At 49.2% G+C, this 16,276-nt stretch carries 14 protein-coding genes and 1 tRNA gene; 8 read left to right on the forward strand and 7 right to left on the reverse strand.

What is annotated here, in order from left to right; all coding sequences use genetic code 11:
* Positions 1-5: 5 nt before the first annotated feature.
* Positions 6-821, reverse strand: coding sequence for a chromate resistance protein ChrB domain-containing protein (locus tag BFP76_RS06365; RefSeq protein WP_099592340.1), 816 nt, complete (start codon positions 819-821; stop codon positions 6-8).
* A 178-nt stretch (positions 822-999) separates the two neighbouring features.
* Here BFP76_RS06365 and BFP76_RS06370 point away from each other — a divergent pair, with 178 nt between their 5' ends.
* A complete protein-coding gene (locus BFP76_RS06370) occupies positions 1,000-1,401 on the forward strand; it encodes a DUF4864 domain-containing protein (RefSeq protein WP_099592341.1) in 402 nt (133 codons plus the stop codon).
* A gap of 105 nt (positions 1,402-1,506) precedes the next feature.
* Positions 1,507-3,801, forward strand: coding sequence for a glycosyl hydrolase family 28-related protein (locus BFP76_RS06375; protein ID WP_099593936.1), 2,295 nt, complete (start codon positions 1,507-1,509; stop codon positions 3,799-3,801).
* Here BFP76_RS06375 and BFP76_RS06380 read toward each other — a convergent pair.
* Together BFP76_RS06380 and uvrB are read right to left on the reverse strand one after the other, a co-directional pair.
* Positions 3,798-4,367, reverse strand: a complete 570-nt coding sequence (locus tag BFP76_RS06380) for a YARHG domain-containing protein (protein WP_099592342.1) — start codon at positions 4,365-4,367, stop codon at positions 3,798-3,800. The two genes, BFP76_RS06375 and BFP76_RS06380, sit on opposite strands and share 4 nt — an antisense overlap.
* Before the next feature lie 62 nt (positions 4,368-4,429).
* The gene (gene uvrB, locus BFP76_RS06385) at positions 4,430-6,610 is read right to left on the reverse strand and encodes an excinuclease ABC subunit UvrB (RefSeq protein WP_099592343.1); all 2,181 of its coding nucleotides are present in this window, start codon (positions 6,608-6,610) and stop codon (positions 4,430-4,432) included.
* A 395-nt stretch (positions 6,611-7,005) separates the two neighbouring features.
* On the opposite strand from uvrB, the gene BFP76_RS06390 reads away from it, so the two are divergent.
* The 5 genes from BFP76_RS06390 (at position 7,006) to BFP76_RS06410 (ending at position 10,141) form a co-directional block, all read left to right on the forward strand.
* Positions 7,006-7,317, forward strand: coding sequence for an ETC complex I subunit (locus BFP76_RS06390; RefSeq protein ID WP_099592344.1), 312 nt, complete (start codon positions 7,006-7,008; stop codon positions 7,315-7,317).
* Between the two features lie 87 nt (positions 7,318-7,404).
* A tRNA-Arg gene (locus BFP76_RS06395) sits at positions 7,405-7,481 on the forward strand.
* A 21-nt stretch (positions 7,482-7,502) separates the two neighbouring features.
* The gene (locus tag BFP76_RS06400; RefSeq protein WP_099592345.1) at positions 7,503-9,188 is read left to right on the forward strand and encodes a glycosyltransferase family 4 protein; all 1,686 of its coding nucleotides are present in this window, start codon (positions 7,503-7,505) and stop codon (positions 9,186-9,188) included.
* 83 nt (positions 9,189-9,271) lie between these two features.
* Positions 9,272-9,739, forward strand: a complete 468-nt coding sequence (locus BFP76_RS06405; protein ID WP_133117398.1) for a hypothetical protein — start codon at positions 9,272-9,274, stop codon at positions 9,737-9,739.
* A gap of 186 nt (positions 9,740-9,925) precedes the next feature.
* Entirely contained in the window at positions 9,926-10,141 is a 216-nt protein-coding gene (locus BFP76_RS06410) for a DUF1127 domain-containing protein (protein WP_133117399.1), read from the forward strand.
* 76 nt (positions 10,142-10,217) lie between these two features.
* Here BFP76_RS06410 and BFP76_RS06415 read toward each other — a convergent pair whose 3' ends face one another.
* The 3 genes from BFP76_RS06415 to BFP76_RS06425 are packed head-to-tail and all read right to left on the reverse strand — an operon-like array spanning position 10,218 to position 14,118.
* Positions 10,218-12,425: a 3-hydroxyacyl-CoA dehydrogenase NAD-binding domain-containing protein gene (locus tag BFP76_RS06415; RefSeq protein ID WP_099592348.1), complete on the reverse strand. Its 2,208-nt coding sequence runs from the start codon at positions 12,423-12,425 to the stop codon at positions 10,218-10,220.
* A 23-nt stretch (positions 12,426-12,448) separates the two neighbouring features.
* On the reverse strand, positions 12,449-12,907 hold the full coding sequence (locus BFP76_RS06420) for a cupin domain-containing protein (RefSeq protein WP_099592349.1): 459 nt from the start codon (positions 12,905-12,907) through the stop codon (positions 12,449-12,451).
* Positions 12,907-14,118, reverse strand: a complete 1,212-nt coding sequence (locus tag BFP76_RS06425) for an acetyl-CoA C-acetyltransferase (RefSeq protein ID WP_099592350.1) — start codon at positions 14,116-14,118, stop codon at positions 12,907-12,909. Before BFP76_RS06425 ends, BFP76_RS06420 begins: the two co-directional genes overlap by 1 nt.
* Positions 14,119-14,326: 208 nt before the next feature.
* On the opposite strand from BFP76_RS06425, the gene BFP76_RS06430 reads away from it, so the two are divergent.
* Positions 14,327-15,511 carry an FAD-dependent monooxygenase gene (locus BFP76_RS06430; RefSeq protein WP_165775673.1) on the forward strand — a complete coding sequence of 395 codons (1,185 nt, stop codon included), beginning with the start codon at positions 14,327-14,329 and terminating at the stop codon, positions 15,509-15,511.
* On the opposite strand, the gene BFP76_RS06435 is transcribed toward BFP76_RS06430, so the two are convergent.
* Positions 15,512-16,276 carry an SDR family NAD(P)-dependent oxidoreductase gene (locus tag BFP76_RS06435; RefSeq protein WP_099592352.1) on the reverse strand — a complete coding sequence of 255 codons (765 nt, stop codon included), beginning with the start codon at positions 16,274-16,276 and terminating at the stop codon, positions 15,512-15,514.

A 16,276-nucleotide genomic window follows, 5' to 3' on the forward strand; every position in this document is an offset into this window, starting at 1 on the left:
TTGATTTAAACCTTGTTCTTTGCGTTTGGCCAATCATGCTTTTCGCCCGTGGCATCACGCGCCCAGCGATAAAAGCTGTCGTATAATGTCATGCCCGCATCAAGTTGTTGGTGATCGTTGGAATACATGCGCGACAATCCAAGGGATGCCGCAACAAGACCTGCACATTCGGGGGCAAGATCATGGCGGTTGGTATCCGCGCCTCGAATGATGGTGGCAAGGCGATCAAGGGCAGGGGAATGGAGGTTAAAGTCATCGCAAAACGCATCAAAGCTGCACCGATCATCGCGATGGGAAAAGTGGACGTTATCAATATCAAACGGGGTGGCGTTAAAACGTTCTGCGACGCCTGTAACTTCGGATGGGGACACGAACAAAAACTGTGCGTTTGGATCGATGAAACGGCGGATCAACCACGGACAAGCGATGCGATCAATCTTGGGGCGGTGGCGCGTGACCCAAATGCTATGCCCTTGTGGGCCGCGCGGGATTGCGGCATTTTCGATCCGCAGTTCACCCGCATCACGCCATGCGTAATTCCCACCCGCGAGATATTCAGCGGCAATGCCATGTCCGCGCAAAATGGCCGCCGTTCCTTGGGATAGTTTTTTGCCCTTTTGACAGATCACCACCACGGATTTACCCTGCAACGTGGGTACCAACGCGGCGATGTTGTCAAACAGATGACGTGTGGCGGTGGGGATCAGATAGGGATCAGCGTTAAAATCCGCGTCGATGGACACATCGATAAGGATCGGGCAATTGGGTGTGCCGATCAGTCGTGACAGTTTTGATATGCTAATTTCATTTGGCGATGGCATAGGCGCATCCTTCCTGTGGATTGGTTGGACACGAAACTTGGGCCAAAGCCTCTTGGGGTGTTCGTAAACCCCATAGCGTAAGTATGGCAAAGTGAATTGCCCCACGTCAAGCAATGTTGAAACTATTTTGCATGCCATTGCGTGTCTTCGAAAGAAGACCAACAGAGAGGGAAGGAAAATGAAAAAATTATTGATCAGTTTGACCATGATGCTCTGCATCGCATTTCCAATGCAGGCGCGAAATAATGACATCGAAAGCGTGATTAGCGATCAATTCAAAGCATTTCAGATGGATGATTTTGAGCGCGCATATGAATTTGCATCCCCCAATATTCAACGCATGTATGGCGATGTGGATCGGTTTTCACAGATGGTCACCAACGGATATCCCATGGTGCATCGCCCCAGCCGCATCGAGTTCAAAGAACAACAAGAAAAGGGCGGCGTGATTTACCAATATGTTTATATCATCGATCAACAGGGGCGTGGTTTCATTGCGGAATATGCCATGATTGAAATGGAAAACGGATGGAAAATCAACGGTGTGGATATTCAGCGCAGCAAAGATATCGGGGTATAATCCAAAGCAGCGTACGGTGACATAAGCGGTTTTTAAATCCTTAACGATAAATTGCATTCAGATTTGCATGCATTGGCTTTGGCCAGATTATCAAAGGATTTTTCGATGAATAAAGCAGTCACAGATGGCATTAATTTCACACCTGCACCGTTTGGTGATGGTCTTGATATGTGGTCGAGCGTGGATGGAACCCCCGGTTCGCCAACCTATGATGGGGCGACAAATGCAACCTTGATCGCAGCGGACGCTGATTTTGGCCTGTGTTTAGAAATGCAAAAAACTCAAAGCGTTCAGCGCCTGCGATATATGGGGGAAATCCCGATGTTGCCTGGCTGTTATTTGCGCGTGCGTGTGCGTATCAAGGCGATCAGCGGGCAAATGCCATCGGTGCGCATCGCAGGCTGGGCAGGGGGTGCAGGCGGGAGCCATGTATCAGGCGTTGATGAAACTGGGCCTCTGACGGCGCTTAGCGAATATGGCAAGGTGGAAACCATCGAGGCGATTATCGGATCGGGGTCGCGCACTGGCGTGGATATGGTTTGGGGTCGCGATCCGATTTACGGGCATTTTGGCATTGATTTAACGGGCGCAGATGGCGGTGTGGTGCGCGTTGAAAATATCCGCATCGAGGATGTCACATCCGTGTTTCACCGCAATATGATGGATGTTGTTGATGTTGCCGATTACGGTGCGGTTGGCGATGGTGTGACCGATAATTCAAGCGCGTTCGAGGCCGCCGATGCAGATGCCAACGGGCGCGATATTTTGGTGCCAGCGGGCACATATTACATCGCGCAAACCATAACCATGAATAATCGCATTCGGTTTGAGGGGCATTTGGTCATGCCCGATGATGCGATTTTGCAATTGGCAAAGAATTTCAATTTCAACATGTACGAAGATGCGTTTGGCGACGAAGAAATCGCGTTGAAAAAAGCGATTCAAGCGCTGTTTAACTATACCGATCACGAGGCATTGGATCTGAACGGGCGCATTGTGCATCTAAGCGGGCCGATTGATGTGCATGGCGTTATTGGCAATCGCGATACATTTGGTACGCGCAAAGTTATTCAAAACGGAGAACTTTATGCATCAAACAACGACAATTGGGATATTGATACCGTCGTTGCATCTGCAAGCTATGACACCGATGATCCCTATACGCTAACCGATGTTCAAAATATCGCCAGCATCCAAATTGGATCACATATCGAGGGCAATGGCGTGGGGCGCGAAGTTTATGTGCGCGATGTGGATATTCCCAACAATACAATCACGCTGAGTCAGGCGCTTTATCGTGCGAATGCGAACCAAAATTACACGTTTACACGTTTCAAATACCTGTTGGATTTTTCAGGCTTTCATTCCATGCAACGCTTTGTTGTGGATGCAATTGATTTTCGCTGTAATAAATTTGCCAGTGCGATTTTATTGCCGCGAAATGGTAAAATTTTCCACGTCAAAGATTGTTTCATCACCAGCCCCAAAGACCGCGGGATCACATCGGTGGGGAATGGCTGTTCGGGGATTATGATTGATCGGTGCCAATTCCTATCTTGGGAACAAGACGAAGCGGTTGCAGATCGGGTGACGATTGGATTCAATATCAATGCGAATGATGCAAAAATTCGAGACAATCGCGCCACGCGGTTCAAACATTTTGGTATTGTTGGCGGCACAGGTAATATCATTTCTGGCAACCACTTTTTCCAAGGTGATAACCAAGGAACATCTGATCGCACCGCTGGTATGATTTTTGCCGCCAAGGGTTTCAAAAGCACATTCACCGGAAATTACGTTGATAATTGTTACCTGTCATGGACCAATGAACATTCGCCCCGCCCCGATGCAGATGATACATCATTTGGCCAATTAACGATCACTGGTAATGTGTTCACCGGAAGTGGTACTGAAACTTGGTTTAGCTATATCCGCGTGAAACCTTATGGCACGGGGCAATATATTAGCGGCCTGTCGGTGACAGGAAACACGTTCAAACAATTTGGATCGGTTGATATTGATCGTGTTGAACAGGTGACAACGACATTTGCCGAATTGGACGGATCAAAAACCAAAAACCTGATTTTTGCCGATAATCAATTTGCGCGGGTGAATTATGTGACGCAAAGCCCTGTGAATATCGAAGTGTCGCGCAGCAGCAATGGTTCGGTTTGGTCGGCGGATTTGGCGGATTACATGCCTTTTGGGCTACGTGCGCGCCATGTCACCGCTGTGGTGCCAGAGGGGCCGGTTCTAGGGTCGTCAGGTGCGGTTTACACCATGCCCTATGCGTTGACGGAACTGGGAAGCAATAAAACACAGATCAGTTTGAATTGGTCACAGGCCGTGCGCGGCAAGGTGCGATGCGAAGTGCGCTGTGACGATCCGATCCAAGTTTAGCCCGCGATTTCATCACATTGTAAATTGCCTGCTTGATCTGTCCAGCCAGATGAAATTTTGCCGGGTTTGGATTTGCTCATCAATGTGATGAATTGCCAGTCACCCTCGTTCAGGTGAAGCCAGCCAAGCGTATCACCCGTGTCGATTACCGCCAGCACGGGTGATGTTTCGGTTTTATCTTTGTGTAGAACAATGGGTTTATCTGGTTGTGCGCCAAAGCAAACCTTTACATTGTCTTCGGTCGCGATGGGTTGGGTTAACAGACGCAAGCGCGATGCTTGATTATAAACGCTAATACTGGTTTGGGATTGATCAACTGCACATTCCAGCGCTTTGTCCTGTGCCCAAATTCGGGTGATGCGTTCTTGTAATGCAGGGGGCAATGCGGGATCGACACTGGTGCAGCCGTTATTGTCAAAAATCGCCTTGCCGAGCGTGGAGCCAAAGCAATAGCCATGCGCATCATAGATCACATTTCGCGACAACCACAGATCATCACAAACCGATTGCGCCCATGATGGGGCAGCGAAAAAGACCAGAGAAATAAGCACATAAAATTGTTTCATTATGAAAAGTTTAAATTAATGAATTTATATTGATACCTAGCTTTTCAGCTAGGTTTTGTCATTTAAAACCTGCGTTGCGTTTTCCCTTTGCGCACACGTGTGCCACCCTTGCCCGCCGAACTTCGCCCCGATTTTTTAATCGCGTCATCAACGGCGGCCTCGATCACCGATTGACGTGCCATTGGGTTTTCTGCCACGGCTAACTCCACCGCCTCTAGGCGTTTGACCTCGTCGCGGATGCGCGCGGCCTCTTCGAATTCGAGATTTTCAGCGGCTTTAAGCATATCCTTACGCAAACCATCCAGATGCGCTTGCAGGTTAGCGCCGATCAAATTGGCGGATTTCGTTTTGGCGGTGATGCGCGATTGATCGGTATCGGCACCAAAAACACCCTCTAACACATCTTCGACATTCTTTTTCACGGTCAGCGGTGTGATGCCATGTTCAATGTTATAAGCATGTTGTTTTTCGCGCCGTCGATTGGTTTCGCCCAATGCGCGTTCCATGCTGCCTGTGATGCGATCGGCATACATAATCACGCGCCCATCGGCGTTACGCGCCGCACGCCCAATGGTTTGTACCAATGATGTTTCAGATCGCAAGAAACCCTCTTTGTCCGCATCCAAAATCGCGACCAAGCCACATTCAGGGATATCCAACCCTTCGCGTAACAAGTTAATCCCGATCAACACATCAAATGCACCCAGCCGCAAATCGCGCAGGATTTCGATACGTTCGATCGTGTCGATATCGCTGTGCATATAGCGCACGCGAATACCCTGTTCGTGCAAGTATTCTGTCAGATCCTCGGCCATGCGTTTGGTCAGTGTCGTCACCAACACACGATTTCCTGCATCTGCAACAATGCGAATTTCATCCAGCAAATCATCGACCTGCGTTTCAACGGGGCGAATTTCAACGGGGGGGTCAAGCAACCCAGTGGGGCGAATAATCTGTTCGGCAAAAACCCCGCCCGATTGTTCCAATTCCCATTTTTGCGGTGTCGCCGATACGAACACCGATTGTGGGCGCATGGCATCCCATTCTTCGAATTTTAGCGGGCGGTTGTCCGTGCATGATGGCAAGCGAAACCCATGTTCGGACAAGGTGATTTTGCGGCTAAAGTCACCTTTGTACATGCCGCCAATTTGGGGGATGGATACATGGCTTTCGTCCGCAAAAACGATGGCGTGATCGGGGATGTATTCAAACAGGGTGGGGGGCGGTTCACCCGGTGCACGCCCTGTCAAATACCGTGAATAGTTTTCAATCCCGTTGCAAACGCCCGTGGCTCCCAACATTTCCAAATCAAACTTGGTGCGTTGTTCCAAGCGTTGTGCCTCTAACAATTTTCCTTCGGCTTCGAATTGTTTTAGGCGTGTTTCCAATTCGGCCTTGATGCCGACCATGGCTTGGCTCATCGCAGGCCCTGGGGTGACATAGTGTGAATTGGCATATACGCGCACCTTTTCCAGCCGATCGGTTTTTTCGCCTGTGAGCGTGTCAAATTCGGTGATGCTTTCAAGTTCTTCACCAAAAAACGACAAGCGCCAGCCGCGATCATCAAGGTGCGCAGGCCAAAGTTCCAAGCTATCGCCGCGCACGCGAAATGTGCCGCGTGCAAATACCTGATCGTTCCGTTTATATTGCTGTGCCACCAGATCGGCCATGATTTGACGTTGATCGTAACTTTCGCCAACCAATAAATCCTGTGTCATGGCGGTATAGGTTTCAACGGAGCCGATGCCGTAAATGCACGAAACGGACGCAACAATGATCACATCATCACGTTCCAATAATGCGCGGGTTGCTGAATGGCGCATACGGTCAATCTGTTCGTTAATTTGGGATTCTTTTTCAATGTAAGTGTCGGATCGTGGGACATATGCCTCTGGCTGATAATAATCATAGAAGCTTACAAAATATTCGACCGCGTTTTCGGGGAAAAAGCTTTTGAATTCACCATAAAGCTGTGCTGCAAGCGTCTTGTTTGGTGCCAAGATAATGGCGGGGCGCTGTGTCGCCTCGATTATTTTGGCGACGGTGAATGTTTTACCCGTGCCCGTCGCACCCAATAGCACCTGATTTTGCGCACCCGCATTCAATCCACCAACCAGTTCGGCAATGGCGGTGGGTTGATCACCTGCGGGTGAAAATTCGGAATGCAGGATGAATTTTTTCCCACCTTCCAGTTTATTTTTCTGGGCGCGTGGATTTTGCGTGATGACTTCGGCTTGCGACATGAAAATGATTCCCAGACGGATAATGAATGCACAGGTTGCAACACTGATGTCCTAAAACACAAGTACCCTAGAAATAATGTGAATATTTAACCTGTTGTTAACCAAGTCGTTGCAAACCAAAGCTACAGAAGACGTAAACGAATACTGCATGATTAATTGGGTTAAATTTATTTGGTACTGCAATTTTAATTGGTTTGTTCTGTTGCTCGGCTTGCAGAACCAGCGTGTTTTGTGACGCAAGCCGCGAAAAGTTACTGGTCAATTGTTTGACCTACCCCACCCCTCACCTTAACAATTGGCCAGTAACACCCTTGGTGAAAACGCCAAGGAGTGCTTGATCAATTGCGCAGATTTGGCGATAAGCAGTGGAATCATAACACAAAGGGTTTTGTTCAATGACCGCGCGTATTTATCAGCCTGCTCGTAATGCAATGCAATCTGGCCAGGCGAAAACAAAAAATTGGATTTTGGAATATGCACCAGAAGAACCACGCGCCGTTGACCCATTGATGGGCTGGACAAGTTCAGGTGATATGGACAGCCAAATCAAATTAACATTTGAAAGCAAAGATGCCGCAATCGCTTATGCGCAATCCAAAGGCATCGCATTTAGCGTTCAAGAACCAAAACCACGCAAACATAATGTTCGCGCTGGTGGATATGGCGAAAACTTTGCCACCAACCGTCGTGGTGTCTGGACGCATTGATCAAATAACACAGGTTGTGCGAAAGGCGGATTTTGCCCGCCTTTAACCTTGAAAACAAACCCCAGCTATAGCAAAACTTCATCACAAGGTCCCATAGCTCAACTGGATAGAGCACCTGCCTTCTAAGCAGGGGGTTTCAGGTTCGAGTCCTGATGGGATCGCCATGATTTTGTACTGGGTTCTGAATGTCATTTCGTAAATCTGCAAATTCTGCCACGCCTGATGTCGCCATCTATTTTCACAATGATGGGTTTGACCCCAAGAAAAACACATTAAACGGGCGGCGCATTGCGGGTGAATCGTTTTTGCGCGGATATATTCAACATGCCGGCGTGGATCGATTATGTGGTGCAGTAGATAATAAAACCCAAGGTGATGGTTTTCGTGAATTTGCAAAATCGCTTGGTTATGATGGCGAAGTTGTCACGCGCATTTTATCACGTCCGGGCCTGGCAGGGGATGCCAGTGTTTTAAACATGCCCGGTCCAAACCTGTCGGAACAGGCATGGCGGCGGCATCATTTGGGCGGACAGGCATTTTCGATCTGTGGCATAACACATACGACGGCCACAAAACGCGTGATGCAGGGAATTTTTGATATGCGATCTGCGCCCGTTCTGGAATGGGATGGGGTGATTTGCACATCAAACGCGGTGAAAGCATCGGTTGACTATCAATTCGATCAGGCGGATCAGTTTTTAAAACAACGATTTGGGAAACTGCCCGCACGCCCGCAAACCCCCGTGATCCCACTTGGTATCCACACCAAGGATTTTGCGCGTGATGAAAACGCACGAAAATCATGGCGAGAGCGTTTGAATGTGGGGCCAGATGAAATTGTGGTTCTGACCATGTCGCGGCTCAATAGCTTTGGTAAATTTGATCCATTGCCGTTGTTTCAGGCGCTTGAAATCGCAGCAGGTAATACCACGCATAAAATTCATTTCCTTGCTGTTGGGCCGTATAGCGATAATGTCACCCGTCGTGTGTTTGAAAATGGTGCGCGTAAATTGGCGCCAAGTGTCAAATATCACCACGTTGATGGCACCAAGGAACCCATGGCGATGGGGCTGTGGTCAGCGGGCGATGTGTTCACCCATCCTGTTGATAATATACAAGAAACATTCGGGCTTGCCCCTGTCGAAGCAATGGCCGCTGGATTACCTGTTGTTGTGTCCGATTGGGATGGGTTCAAAGATACGATTACACCAGATGTTGGCGCACGTATCAGCACATATGGCCCCAAACAGGGCAGCATGCGCATCGAAGCATTACGCCATTTCATGGGCACAGATAGCTATGCCCAATATATGGGGCAGGTAAGTTTTCAAACCTATATCGATGTCGCCCAAATGGCGGGTGTTTTTGCGCAATTGTTTAACGATCCAGCCTTACGCCAAAAAATGGGTACAGCGGGGCGCAAACGTGCGCAAATGATTTATGATTGGAAAAACGTGATCCCGCAGTATCAAGCGTTTTGGGCCGAATTGGATGCACGCCGTGTGCATCAATTGAATGAAAACTTTACCTATAAACCCCAAACCGCGCCTGTCGCGCTTGACCCAAGTACATTATTCGCAAGCTATCCAAGCGATGTTGCTGAATTTGGCGGGCGTGGATTTTGCGCAAATACATCCGATAACGCCAAGGAAACCGTGCTTGATTTGGTGCGATTGCGCGAAATTCCCGCGCTAAAACGTGCATCCAGCAAGGCAGATAATTATGCGGCGGTGTTGGAATATATCCAAAACAACAAACGCGCATCGTATGAATCCCTGCAACGCGGTGTTTTTGATATGGATGATGCGGTGTTGGACAAGTGTCTGATCTGGCTTTTGAAATACAACCTGATATCCATCGGCAAGGATTAGTCGAAACCAACCTTGTTTCGATAAACTTGTATCTGTGGCTCTCGTCCCTAGATATAAAGGGATAATTCAAAAGCGATGAGGGTATGATGCTATTTAATCTGATATTGGGAGTGGTCGCGGGGATCACGTCACGTTATGTGGAAAAACCGCTGGGGGGCATGATTCAGGAACAATTGGATATGCCAGAGGCGGATTTACGTGTGTTGTCTTTTGTGGCGTGTTTGTTGGTTGCTTCGTTGTTGATTGCAATCGCGGGTGCAAATGGAATGCCGATCGTGTTGTTGATCGGTGGTGCATTGGGCATTTTTGGCAGCCATGTGATGAAATTCGGTCGCGAACAAAAAGATGTGTTTCAGCAAAAACTGGATGAACGCAAGGCAAACGCCGGCAATGCAACACCATATCGCGCCGAAGATGTGAACCAAGACGTTGCCGATGCGGTTGACGAAGCTGTTGAGGCCGCGAAAGAGGCATCAACCAAAACCAGCCGTGCGGTGAAAAAAACGGCAGCCAAGAAAACAACGCCGAAAAAGCCAGCAGCAAAAAAATAAGCTGTTTCAAAACTGATCATTTTTTCAAAAGGGTAGCAATTGCTGCCCTTTTATTTTGCATAGATGTTACGTTAGGTTATGCGTTGAGCGCATAGCGACTTTGCGATTTGTATTGTTGTGCATTGCACCATCTGGCCCCATATTCAGGGTAACAAAACGCATGACAACCAAGAAAGGAATGTCAAAATGGCTCAAGTAGCAACAACAACCGCATCAGTTCGCGACATCGCTGTATCAGTATTATCTTCTATCGGTAACTGGTTCATCAAAGTTGGCGAAGCACATTCACGCTCTGCAAAGTTCGAAGAGATGAACAATCTGACAGACGTTGAATTGGCAACGAAATACGGTATCAACCGTGATCAAATCGCTGCTTATATCTTTCGTGACCGTATGATCTAATCCGATCATTCGTTCATGAAAAAGGCGGGCAAATTGCCCGCCTTTTCTATTTTTTGATGGGGCTTTCGCCCCTTTTTTATGCGGCTTTTTCAACCTTTGGACCGAACTTGCCGTAAAATGTTTCACCAGATGCGGCCAGATCGCGCAACATTTTTGGTGTCGTGAAACGCTCGCCATATGTTTTGGTCAATCCATCACAGATTTCCACGGCTTTTTCTGCGCCGATCATGTCCAACCAGCTGAACGGGCCACCAGACCATGGCATAAAGCCCCAGCCAAGGATCGCGGCAACGTCGCCTTCGCGGATATCCATCAACACGCCGTCTTCAAAGCTACGCACAGCTTCCAAAACCTGTGCCATCGCCAAACGGTGCTGAACGGTGGTCAGATCAAGCGCATCTTCGGTCACAGGCCATTCGCGGCGCAAACCTTCCCAAATGCCGATACGTTTGCCTTTTTCGTCATAGGCATAGAAACCAGCGTTGTTTTTACGCCCCATGCGCTCTTCTTCGAACAATTTGAACAAGATGCCTTCAGCCTCTGTCGCTTTGTAATCATCGCCAAGTGCGGCTTGTGTTGCCTTGATGATTTTCACTGACAGGTCGATGGAAACCTCGTCCGCCAATTGCAATGGGCCAAGCGGCATGCCAAGCAATTTGGCAGCGTTTTCGATCAAGGCTGGTTCCACACCCTCGGCCAACATTGTGATACCTTCGTTCACATATGGCAGGATACAACGGTTGGCATAGAAGAAACGCTCGTCATTCACCACAATCGGTGTTTTCTTGATTTGCGCCACGTAATCCAATGCTTTGGCCACCGCATCATCACCGGTGTTTTTACCTTTGATGATTTCAACCAAGTTCATTTTGTGAACTGGGCTAAAGAAGTGGATGCCGATGTAACGTTCATCATCACGGCTGGCTTTGGCCAGTTCGGTGATTGGCAATGTGGATGTGTTGGTTGCAAAAATTGCATCCGCTTCCAATTGTGCCTCTGCGTCTTTGGTGACACCGGCCTTAACGGTTGGGTCTTCGAACACAGCCTCAACAATCAAATCACAGCCCTTGAGCGCTGCGTAATCTGGTGTTGCTGTCAAACGGCCAAGGATTTCTGCTTTCTTTTCTGGTGTTACTTTTTTGCGTTTCACACCTTCATCAAGCAATCCCTCAACCGTGGCGTAACCACGATCAGCGGCTTCTTGATCACGATCAAGCAATACAACCTCGATCCCAACTTTGGCGGATACGAATGCAATGCCTGCACCCATCATGCCCGCGCCCAAAACGCCAAGCTTTTTGACCTTCATGTCTGGTACACCAGCGGGGCGAACAGCACCTTTTTCAAGCGCTTGTTTGGATGTGAACAATGTGTTGATCATTGCCGATGATGATGGGTTCATCAATACTTGGGTGAACCAACGTGCTTCGATTTTGATCGCCGTGTCGAATGGTACTTGAGCACCTTCATAGATTGCCGACAACATTGCCTTGGCTGCGGGATACACGCCTTGGGTGTTGGAATGCACCATTGCGGATGCGCCAACATATGTCATGAAACCAGCAGGGTGATACGGTGCGCCACCTGGCATTTTGAAACCTTTTTGATCCCAAGGTTTCACGATATCCGCATCTGTTGCGTTTAAAACCCATTCTTTGGCTTTGGCCAGCAATTCATCGGCGGGAACAACTTCGTCAACCAAACCAATTTTTTGCGCTTTTACGGGATCGTGCAATTTGCCCTGCAACAGGATTGGTGACACGGTCATCATATCCATTTTGCGTGACAGACGTGTTGTACCACCTGCACCTGGGAAAATACCGACCATGATTTCTGGCAAGCCGATTTTCGCCTTAGGGTTGTCCGCCGCAAAAATGCGATGACAGGACAATGGAATTTCATAGCCAATGCCAAGCGCCGTACCCGGCAGAGCCGCCGCGATTGGTTTCCCACCCTTGTTTGTTTTTGGATCCATGCCCGCACGTTCGATTTTACGTGTGATGCGGTGGAAATTCATGATCCCGTCAAACAGACCTTGGGCTGGGTTATCACCCGCCATTTCGGCCATTTTCTTGATCACGTTCAAATCCATACCACCGGCGAAATCTTTTTTGCCAGATGTGATAACCACACCTTTGACAGCGTCGTCTGCCAAGGCTTTGTCAACCAGCCCGTCCAATTCCGCCGTGCCTTGCAGGTTCAACACATTCATGGATTTATTTGGCAAATCCCATGTGATTGTGGCAACGCCGTCGCCGTCTACGTCATAATGAAAATCAGTCATTTCTCTTCCCTTTCGATGGGTGCTCACAATGGTGAGCCATCCTTGCGGGTGAATGTGCAGGAACCGCCCTGCATTTCCACCTTCATGTCGATGTCTGAATAGGTTGCGGTTTCTGTTGGGGCCTTGGTGCCAACCACCAGAAAACGTGCAATCCTATCCGTTTTATTGATAAAATGGTGACCATTTGCATCGCCTGCGGGAAATGCGGCACAGTCACCAACGCTCATTTGGGTTTCGCCGTGATCGTCGATCAACGTCACAATACCATCCGTGACCATGACAAACTCGTCCTCGTTCAAATGCCAGTGGCGCAATGATGATTTCGCCCCTGGTTCAAGGATGACAAGATTGGCGCCAAACTGGGTCAATCCACCGGCATCCCCCAAACGCAACGATGTGCGCCCCGCCATTTCAGCGGCAAAAGGATCAGGATAGATCGAACCTGTTTTTACAGGCACCATATCAAGGTCAAGTTTTGGCATTATACGCGTTCGATAATGGTTGCCGCACCCATGCCAGAACCGATGCACAATGTTGCAAGACCGGTTTCTTTGTCGCTGCGTTCCATTTCATCGAGCAACGTGCCAAGGATCATTGCACCCGTCGCACCCAATGGATGCCCCATCGCAATGGCGCCGCCGTTAACGTTCAGCTTGCCATGATCAACATTGAAATGTGTCATGAAACGCAACACAACAGATGCGAATGCTTCGTTGACTTCGAACAGATCAATATCACCGATATCCATGCCTGAATCGCGCAAGATTTTTTCTGTTACCGGAACAGGGCCCGTCAACATGATGGTTGGGTCTGTGCCGATTTTCGCGGTGGATTTGAAACGTGCGCGTGGTTTCAGGCCATTTGCTTCGCCAAACTCTTTGTTCCCGATCAATACAGCCGCCGCACCATCAGAAATCGCAGATGAATTGCCCGCGTGGTGAACGTGATTGATGCGTTCCAGTTCTGGGTATTTCATCAATGCGATTTTATCAAAACCGGGCATTGTTTCACCCATGTCTTTGAATGATGGACGCAATGCACCCAAACCTTGCATATCTGTTGGGCGAATTTGTTCGTCCACACCCAAAATGTCCAAACCGTTTTGGTCTTTGACCATGATGCGTGATTTTTCGAAATGGCCTGCTTTGGTTGCTGCCGCCGCACGTTTTTGGCTTTCAACTGCGTATGCATCACAATCATCACGGCTAAACCCGTATTTCGTTGCGATGATGTCAGAGCTGATCCCCTGTGGAACGAAATATGCTTTCATTGCCAAATAGGGGTCAACCGCGATTGCGCCACCGTCCATGCCCATTGGCACGCGGCTCATGCTTTCAACACCACCGGCGATATATGCGTTACCGGCACCACCGCGCACTTGGTTTGCGGCCATGTTCACTGCTTCCAAACCAGATGCACAGAAACGGTTGATGGAAACGCCTGGAACGCTTTCGTCCAGATCAGAGTATAAAACGGCAGAACGCGCCAAACACGCACCTTGTTCGCCAACTTGGGTCACATTGCCCCAAATCACGTCTTCGATTTGCGATGTATCTGTCAGGTTATTGCGCTTTGCTGTTTCGTTCAGCACTTCTGCAGATAGGCGCACAGCGGTCACTTCGTGCAAGCTGCCGTCTTTTCTGCCTTTGCCCCGTGGGGTTCGAATTGCATCATAGATATAGGCGTCTGTCATAATAGCCCTCATTTAGTGTGAATTGAGCCGCGTCAGAAACGCGAGATTGCTGGCGACATAAAACAGTGTGAACCCTGCACGGCGCAAGGTGTAATTTGGCCAAATCACTCAATAAGACGTTACGTTCTTACGTTTACGTCATGGTTTGCGCAATAAATTGACCTTTTGCGTTGATTGGTGAATGTGTTGTGACAAAGGAAAGAATCTCATGAAAGCAGTGATTGTTGGGGCGGGAATTGGCGGCATAACGACGGCCTTGGCCTTGGCTATGCGCGGATGGGACGTCAACGTTTTGGAACGTGCCGCAAAGATACAAGAAGTGGGTGCCGGTCTTCAGATAAGCCCAAATGGGATGAAGGTTTTACAATCCCTTGGTGTAACAGACTATATTAATGAAAAATGGTTTGAACCTGAAAATATCGAATTGCGTATGGGGGCAACGGGGCGGCGGATTTTTCAAATTCCGATGAAAGCCCAGGCGCAAAATCGTTGGGGTGCGCGATACGTGCAAATCCATCGTGCAGATTTGTTAAACGGATTATTGGCGGCCCTACATGCACGTGTGGGTAATGTGGTACAAACCAATTGTCAGGTGACGGGATATCAAAATGCCCATGCAACCCCATCTGTGATCTGTGCCGATGGGCGCATGATTGAGGCTGACCTTATTGTTGGGGCGGATGGCATTCGTTCTGAAATCCGCACCCAAATGATCGGCCCTGATAAACCACGTTTCACTGGAAACACCGCATGGCGCAGTGTTGTGCCCATGGATCGATTGGGTGAACAAGTGCCACCGCCTGCGGGGTGTATTTGGGCGGGATCATCGCGCCACGCTGTAACCACCCGCATTCGCGCAGGTAAGGTGGCGAATTTTGTGGGCATCGTTGAAACCGATGTTTGGACCAGCGAAGGATGGTCTGTTCAGGGTGAAAAATCTGATGCCTTGGCCGATTTCGATGGCTGGGATCCGATTATTCAAACGATCATCGAAAAATCACCCAATATGTTTCGCTGGGCGCTGTTTGATCGCGCGCCGCTAAAACAATGGTCGGATGGCAATGTTGTTCTGTTGGGGGATGCTGCGCATCCGATGTTACCATCGATGGCGCAGGGCGCGGTGCAGGCCATCGAAGATGCATATGTTTTGGCGCAAACGGTGTCATCCGCGCCAAATATCGCACAAGGTGCATCGCTTTATTTTGAAAAACGTATCAAACGCTGCACCAAAATTCAGGCGATTTCCACGCGCAATCTTCGCATGTTTCACAGACATGGCGCGATGGCGCGGTGCTTCACCTATGCCCCGCTTTGGGCCGTGGGACAGATTGCGCCAAATATATTGCTGGCAAAAAACGATTGGATTTATGGGTTTGATCCAACACGCAATTAATCAACCTGCGGTCCAGCCACCGTCGATTAACAATGAAGTACCTGTCACCATCGCGCTGGCATCGCTTGCCAAATACACGGCAGCACCCATGATGTCGGTTACTTCGCCAACGCGGCCCAATTTGATTTTCGACTCCACCCATGCGATTTTTTCAGGGTCGTCAAATGTCGCAGCCGTCAAAGGCGTGCGAATGAATGTCGGGCAAATGGTGTTCACACGAATGCCCAGCTTACCCCATTCAATCGCCATGGATTTTGTGAACCCTTCGACCGCGTGTTTCGTGCCACAATAAACCGCGCGATCAATGCCACCCACATGGGCCATTTGTGATGATATGTTGATCAGGCTGCCGGACTTGCCTGCCGCGATCAAACCCTTGGCCACGGCTTGGGTCAAAAAATACGCACCCTTGATATTCAGATCACTGACCGCGTCAAAATCATCAGGGGTGGTTTTTGTGGCCTCGCTGTGGCGTGCTAAACCAGCGGAGTTGATTAATATATCAAACGGGCCGTGATCGGCGACCTGCTTGGCGGTGTTTTCAACATCGCCAATATCCATGACCAATGATTCAATTTCCCAACCTTCGGTGCGCATTTGCGTTGCGATATCTTGCAACCGATCCGCACCTCGCGCGGCAATGGTGACATTTGCGCCAGCTTCAGCCAGTGCCACTGCACAGCCAAGCCCGATGCCCGAACTTGCCCCCGTAACCAAGGCACGTTTGCCGTCCAGCCGAAAAGATGGGGTTTTGGGCAATGTCAT

This window comes from Paramylibacter kogurei (genome assembly GCF_002742285.1).
Classification (GTDB): domain Bacteria; phylum Pseudomonadota; class Alphaproteobacteria; order Rhodobacterales; family Rhodobacteraceae; genus Amylibacter; species Amylibacter kogurei.

Bases quoted from the DNA above. Each gene is read 5' to 3' on its own strand.
- BFP76_RS06365 (WP_099592340.1), bottom strand. From the start codon at position 821: ATGCCATCGCCAAATGAAATTAGCATATCAAAACTGTCACGACTGATC.
- BFP76_RS06370 (WP_099592341.1), top strand. From the start codon at position 1,000: ATGAAAAAATTATTGATCAGTTTGACCATGATGCTCTGCATCGCATTT.
- BFP76_RS06375 (WP_099593936.1), top strand. From the start codon at position 1,507: ATGAATAAAGCAGTCACAGATGGCATTAATTTCACACCTGCACCGTTT.
- BFP76_RS06380 (WP_099592342.1), bottom strand. From the start codon at position 4,367: ATGAAACAATTTTATGTGCTTATTTCTCTGGTCTTTTTCGCTGCCCCA.
- uvrB (WP_099592343.1), bottom strand. From the start codon at position 6,610: ATGTCGCAAGCCGAAGTCATCACGCAAAATCCACGCGCCCAGAAAAAT.
- BFP76_RS06390 (WP_099592344.1), top strand. From the start codon at position 7,006: ATGACCGCGCGTATTTATCAGCCTGCTCGTAATGCAATGCAATCTGGC.
- BFP76_RS06400 (WP_099592345.1), top strand. From the start codon at position 7,503: ATGTCATTTCGTAAATCTGCAAATTCTGCCACGCCTGATGTCGCCATC.
- BFP76_RS06405 (WP_133117398.1), top strand. From the start codon at position 9,272: ATGATGCTATTTAATCTGATATTGGGAGTGGTCGCGGGGATCACGTCA.
- BFP76_RS06410 (WP_133117399.1), top strand. From the start codon at position 9,926: ATGGCTCAAGTAGCAACAACAACCGCATCAGTTCGCGACATCGCTGTA.
- BFP76_RS06415 (WP_099592348.1), bottom strand. From the start codon at position 12,425: ATGACTGATTTTCATTATGACGTAGACGGCGACGGCGTTGCCACAATC.
- BFP76_RS06420 (WP_099592349.1), bottom strand. From the start codon at position 12,907: ATGCCAAAACTTGACCTTGATATGGTGCCTGTAAAAACAGGTTCGATC.
- BFP76_RS06425 (WP_099592350.1), bottom strand. From the start codon at position 14,118: ATGACAGACGCCTATATCTATGATGCAATTCGAACCCCACGGGGCAAA.
- BFP76_RS06430 (WP_165775673.1), top strand. From the start codon at position 14,327: ATGAAAGCAGTGATTGTTGGGGCGGGAATTGGCGGCATAACGACGGCC.
- BFP76_RS06435 (WP_099592352.1), bottom strand. From the start codon at position 16,276: ATGACATTGCCCAAAACCCCATCTTTTCGGCTGGACGGCAAACGTGCC.